The sequence below is a fragment of the Bdellovibrionota bacterium genome, assembly GCA_035292885.1.
In the GTDB taxonomy this organism is placed as follows: Bacteria; Bdellovibrionota_G; JALEGL01; order JALEGL01; family DATDPG01; genus DATDPG01.
Map to the genome: position 1 here is coordinate 1 of DATDPG010000180.1, position 6,641 is coordinate 6,641.

Here is a 6,641-nt window from a genome sequence, read left to right on the forward strand (position 1 = left end):
ATGGATGGCCAAGGCGAGTGACTATTACAGGATCCTTCTCGACTCCGGTGTCGGTTTGGACGACGGCACAGAAGCCTCGGTTCGTTCACTCGTAAGCGCAGCGCGGCGGTTCACAAGTGTAAAGGCCCGCCCGGAACTGAAGGCATTTGCCGACAGCCTCGTGCGAATGACGAAGAAAGAAACATCGCCTGTCGACGGACCAACTGCCATCGGACCCGATAAGAATGCGGCCCCCTCCATCAAAAGGGTCATTGATTTAAGGACCCGCCGACCCAGACCGGGAAATCCCAACGATACGAATCCCCGCGGAATGCGCAGCGCTCTCGTCCAAATTCCGACGATGAATGTCCGCGTCGAGTCTCCAGCATACGAAAGCTGGAAGACCCACCTTAAGGCTCGCTACGGTGCGCGAGTGGAGCAGTTGGCGGAAACAAGCGGCAAATTTGATGCAAGTTCCCTCGCTCGGAATCTCGCCGCCGAAGCCGGATTGCCTGCAAAGAATGTGTATGCGGCATCCACGGCATCGAACGGACACGATGGGGCCGAACCCATCGTCTATCATCCTGATGGTCCGACGCTCGTTCTCGAAGGGATGGCCCAAGAGATTCTCCGACTCGAACAAGACCTAGTCCTCAAGGATTCACTACACGGGTCGTTCTTGGAGAGCTTCCTGGATCAAATGTCCGACCGGATCCGCTTCGAGCTGTTCAACGATCCCGACCTGCTGAAGAAACCAACGGAACAAATTAACTGGCGCCAAGTTTCCGACGTTGCCCATCGAAAGGTAACAGGGGCAACGAAGGGCTTGGAATCGGCGCTCCTCATCGCTTCGAAACTCCAGAAAACACCCGAACAACATGTGACGTATCGATATGAGTTGGGTCCGGAAGATGAATTCAAAAGTGCCACGGTGACGATTTTTCCTCTTACCAAACTTTCGGACGAATCTCCAAACGGAGAGCCAATTCACAAACTGCCGATTAAAGTCACGTTCGACTCCACGGGGAAGATCTCCGTCTCGCAGGCCCTGGCCGCCAACAAGCGTGAGCACAAAATGAACATTCATGTCGGCAAGGGCTACGGGGCCCGCTCCTATGCCGAGCCGGAACATTCCTTCCGTCCGTCCGCTGAACTGGCATCGGCCGGCGCCGCCGTGGCTGAAATAGCCCGGGAGATCGCAAATCCCGGGGCGCCCACGAACGGAGGGAACGGACATCGCTCACCCGGCGTCGGGCAACGAAACGGTCCATCCAATCCGCCTCGGCCTTCGCGCGAAGTTGTTGTGGCCGCCCGGGCCGTGAGCAGAGGAAACGGCGGAGGGGCGGCCGACGCCGATGTAAAACTTCGCCACCCTTCTTTCGACCCGCCCGCCGCCGTGTCCCCGGAACAACCGTACTTGGCTCTAGGTTCCGTGCGAGAGTTGGCCCGCCTTCAACCGAACCGCTGGCTCCCCATATGGCTTCAGCAGGCCTTCCGCCGCGTAACGGAGCGTTTTGGGAAAAGCCGCCTGTCGATGGTTCGAGGGAAGAACGGTTTTAAGGTTGGAGCGGAAGTGATTCCACGCTCCGGGGAGGGCGCAGTCCACTTCATCCCCAGAACGGCGGCGATCGATCTTGAGAGAAACCCAAGCCATATCTGGGGATACGGCGATTGGCTTGCGACAAACCACCAAAGCCACCGTGCCCTGTCTCGGACAATGAATGGCAATTCCGTGGAGTACACCGGGAACGAAATTCGACACGCGGCGGAAGCCTTTGCCGTGAAGAAAGCCGCGAATCCAGCGTTGACGTTCGCCCAGTCGACCCAGGGCACAATCGTTCTCAATCCGGACGGCGTGCCGAAAGGATACCTTGCGAGTCTGGGAGTCGGCGTTGTCACGGGAGAGAAAAACGGAAACAGAAGGATCCATTCGGAGCTCTGGCTCAATCCCTCTCGCGTAAACCTGGCGCGAACTAGAGTGGCGCCTCCGTCAACCATTGTCATTGCTCCCGCGCCGAAAGCAAAGAATCCAATCATTGAGGCTCGTACGCTGGCCGATGAAGCGATCCGCGGAAACGAAATCGCTTTACGGGCGATTTTTCTCGATCCGGAGAATTTCGAAACCCGCCTCTACCGAGTCGATGCCCAAGGCAACCCCGTTCGGAAGCGCCCCGGCCCAAAGCACGAGTTCTGGTGGGGACGGATCGCGGATGAAATCGTCCGACGAGCGGAAGAAAACGCCGATCCGGTGGCGCGACAGGCGCTTCAGAACGCCGCTCCCATCGTCAAAGGGATGTTATCGGGAGACGATGTTCTACCGTTTAAGGTCGTAAGCCGATTCCGAGCGCTCGTGGCCCGTACAGCCATCCTGACTGGAAGGGTAGACGCAGATACACCCGAACAATCCCAAACGATCACGAGACTCGACCGAAAACTTTTTGAAAAGATCGCCGCAAAGATTGACGTGGACGAAGAGGCTCTTCGCGTCGCTCAAGATCGACGGCGGATCGCCGACGAACGACTTGCCATAACCCAGCGTGAAGCCGACGAAGTGCTTGCGTGGGAGGAGAAAGCTGAACGTGAAGCGGCGGAAGAACTTGCGTTGAAGGAAAAGGCGGAAGCGGAAACCGCAAAGCCTGCGCCACCAAATGACGTGCTCGAGACGTATCGAAAGGAGTTTGTTCCTTCCGAGGACAAAGTCATTCCACCCTACGAACTGGATGTCGGGGGAACCCGGAATCCATCCCGGATCGATCCGGCTACGATGATTCCGGCGCCGGCGATTGCGCCGGGATGGCGCGAACACAATTCCATCGCCCCGGAGGGCCGCTCATCGGCCGGCGACGAACGCGGTTTCGCGTCGTCCGATATTCCGGCGAACGGCGGCCAGGGCATCCCGTACATAATGGGATTTCTCGGTGGCGAACGCCGTTCGCCCCGACCTCTCCCCGACAACTACTCTTTGGTCCGAGGTTTTGCTCACTCGCGAAAAAAATCCACGCCGAGGAACGTCGTTCGGGTTCAATTCGGCGATCCCCGCCGTTCGGAACTGGAATCGGTCGATCCGGATCACGTTTTTTACCACGCGAATTCGGGGGACTTGGTTTTCGAGTTCGAAAATACGAGAAACGTGGACGCCTTAAAAACTCTGCATGAGCGAACGCTCGAAGCATCCTTCGTCGAGGGCCCCGTGGATGGAAATGCGCGGTTTCGTTTTTTCGTTCAGGCTTTCGATGACCCCGTGCAAGCGGTCAAGCGGGCCGGCGGAGGCTTCATGGGCTTTCGGCTGAAACCGGGTTATCAAAAAGCCACCTGGAACCAGGTGAATACCCTTCGAGACTGGCTCATGGAGAATCCGGCTACAAGGGCGCTCCCATTTCATGTGGGCGGGCAGATCCACGGTATGTCGGCCCGGACATTCAGGGATCTGGTCGACACGTATTGGGATCGAACCACACGTTCTGAAGGGGGTATCCGGAGCTTTCACGAAGAGACCGGCCGGCGTTATCGAAAAGGCGAAGCCCGAATTCCGTTTGAGCGATTCTTTAACAAAGAAACCCGCGGCCACATCGATCCACGGCTTTTAAACCCTGAATTCTTGGCCTCCCACAAAATTGGGGTGTGGGAAACGTCCATTCCCTTGGAGCTTGACCCGTTCGATGTTCCGGGCCCCTGCCAATGGATTGTTCCCGAAGCGATCGATTCCGAACGCGTTGTGTGGGGTTCGGACAAAGCCATGCTTCGAACGATGAAAGAAGCACAATCGGCGATTCCCGACCAGGACCGGACGGTCGTGGGGATCGATGCCCAACTTCGTATGCTGATCACGCGGGCGTTGAACGGGGACCGTAACGCCGCGGTGAAATTCTCAAAATCGTTCGCCGAAACCCAGGATTGGTATGTGGCGGAGGACGGATTTCCGACAAAGTTCATAGGAAGCGCGAAAGCGGGCGAGCCTAAGCTGTGGGAGTGGATGGCCGATATCTCCAGCCGGCGCGCCTCGCTGTTCGCGTCCGCACCGAGTGCGGTTCACCTCACTCAAACAGCGCAATTGCTTCGCGAGAAGCTTGAAACAATTCCGAAAAACGGCGCCGCCGAAAAGCAAAAGGACCCGGAAGATCGGAGAGGCCTTCTCTATCCTTTTGAACCGGAACCCCCTCCCTCCAAACCAGAACCACCCAAGGGGGGCGGGACCGGAGATCCTCAGGCGTGCGCCGGCGGTTGCGCAACGGATTCGGCCCCCCCCGCGGTTTCCATGGTCGACGGCCGATCTGATTCGACTCAACTCCAAAGAGGGTTTGCTTCCGGTGCGGAGGGAGGAAAGGGACCGGCGTCCAATTCATTGACTCTTCCTCGCCAGATCACCGGTTTTGGGACGAAATCCAGCGAACGCAAAGGAACACGTTACCTTCTGGCCGACTCTCTCGAACCTCCGGCCGTAACCCCCGCCCGCGATCCGAGAAGTTTTGTCGTTCCTTTTGAGACCTCGACGGGGGTATCCTCTCTCGACGTCCATCGCCAAAGCCTCGCTCTCCTTTACACGCTGGGAAAGTTAAAGAAACTGCGGCCGGGCGAACCCATCGATCTTCTGATCGTTCGAAATGACCTGCAGCCGGCAGATCGCGAAGCCTTTCTTGATGCCGTCTCCCGCATAATTAAAATCGATCGCGCGCTCTTGAATGGCGTCGTAACGGACAGCGAACTCAAAGAAAAATTCCACGACTACCCAAAGGGACTGCTTGTCCTGACGCCCGAGCATGGCGGAACCTTCGACGAAATTCCTCAGCCGAAGGTGCATCTCTATGATGAGCACTACCGAGGTCCCGCCGAAGAGCACATCGTAACGTTGTTGAGTCGATCGCGGCATCCCGCATGGGAGAATATTGAAAAAGACGTTCGTCGCCGGACCCGGTCCGGAGGATCGCTTGTCTGGCCGCGGAAATCAGCGAAGGTGCAAGAACTGCGGACGTCCCCGGGATGGTGGAATATTCGAGTGGATACGCGCGATCCTTTAAGTCCGACGATTGCGGAGCTGTTGGAAAAGAACTATCCGCGAGCCGGCCTCAGCGATTGGGGAAGGTTTGTCCGTACGTACGCACCGGAGGTACCGAACGGATACGTGGCGAGACTCGTTCACAACGCCATGGATGTGGATTCCACGGATTTTCGACAAAGGACTCGGGTCCCAGGAAGTCCTCTTTCGTTGGGCGAGTTTATTCGATCCCGGTATCCGGAAGTTCCGATCGCCGTATTGGCACACCAGGCCAGCCTGACAATGGAACGGGTCTGTTGGGAAATCAGCGACATTTTGCCCCAAGATCCTCAATCGCTAGGCCGTTCCCTATCGCCCATTACTTCTGAAATGGTTCTTGATATTCAAGAACGTTATCACGAGTCTTCGATAAGCGACCTCGCTCGACGGCACGGCATATCGGAACGGCAGGTGCTTAAACTCATTCAGCAAGACATCCGCCGCCGTCGAACCGTAACGATTTCCATCCGCGATCGCCAGCTTCGCATTCGGGATGGACGACATGAGCTCTCTGTTCCGTTAAGTTACGGTTTTCCCCACCTCACGTCCGTCGCTGTGAGTATAGAGGCGTTACCCGAATCCGAAGTCGTGGACATTCGATCGAACGAGTTTTCGGCGTGGAAAGCGGAGATCAAAAAGTTCCCGGGAGTTCCGGTGGAGGTGGTCGTCGTGGATCCAACGAAAGAGCCGTGGTTTAAGGACGTGGTTCTTTCCGACGGAGCGGTCCGGCCCGTTTTAGCTTCCACCCGTGTCGAACAGATCGGTCCGGGAAAAGGCTACAGGGTGGTCGTCCGAGTCACGCCCCGTCCTCCCCGCAGCACGCTCCATCATGAAACCGGCCGCGTCGCCCAGGCTCAAGAGATGTTGACGAAGTTTCCCGGCGCTCAAGTCTCGAAATTGTTCGAATCCATGAACAAAGCCGTTGGAAGTTCGGAACCGCGACTCGCCCAATTGATCGACTTCGAGATGGATAAGAAAGCGATCGAGACCCGCGCGACTCTCTTGACGAAATCTCCGGCCGAAGGGGTCCGTCAGGTCCTCGATCAGGTGAAAAGCGGGAAGAGTTTTTTGTCCGACAATATCCATCTGATGCTCCATGGAAAAACACCTCCAGCCACCCTTGCCGCTCGCGTCGTCCCGGCGGGGTTCGATCCCCGACGCTCTCTTGAAACAACCCGCGCTCCCTCGCCTTCCAGTCCCCTCGTCTCCGGAGCGATTCATTACGGGATTCCCAAGATCACGGCGGACCTCCTCTGGAAGGGAACCGACATCGTTCTCGACGGACGACTGAAAGAACTGGGTCGCTTTCAAACTTGGAGCGAACTCTCCCAAAAGATGCCCGAGTACCTCCCGGACGTGGGACAGGAGTATTTGGAACTCCACTTGGCCGGCACGGCCGCCGATGCCTCTCTCCTGGGCGCTCATTCCGCCCTTCGCTCCCTCTTTCCTTCTCTCGAACCCTTAGGGTCCCTGGGGATCCATGGAAACATCTATGGCCGAACCGCCGGGATGTTTCTGGTCTTAGCCGTCATTCAAGCCGCCCATGGCGGTCAACCCTTCAAAGATCTCAAAACCGTCAGCCACAGTGTGGGTCAGATCATGGCGTTTCAGGAGAGCTTAACGTTTCTCG

The 6,641-nt window shown here is 57.3% G+C and carries 1 protein-coding gene; it reads left to right on the forward strand.

Going from position 1 to position 6,641, the window contains the following annotated elements:
- Positions 1 to 6,641: hypothetical protein (locus VI895_12955; protein HLG20708.1), on the forward strand; the 6,641-nt coding region annotated here is incomplete at both ends.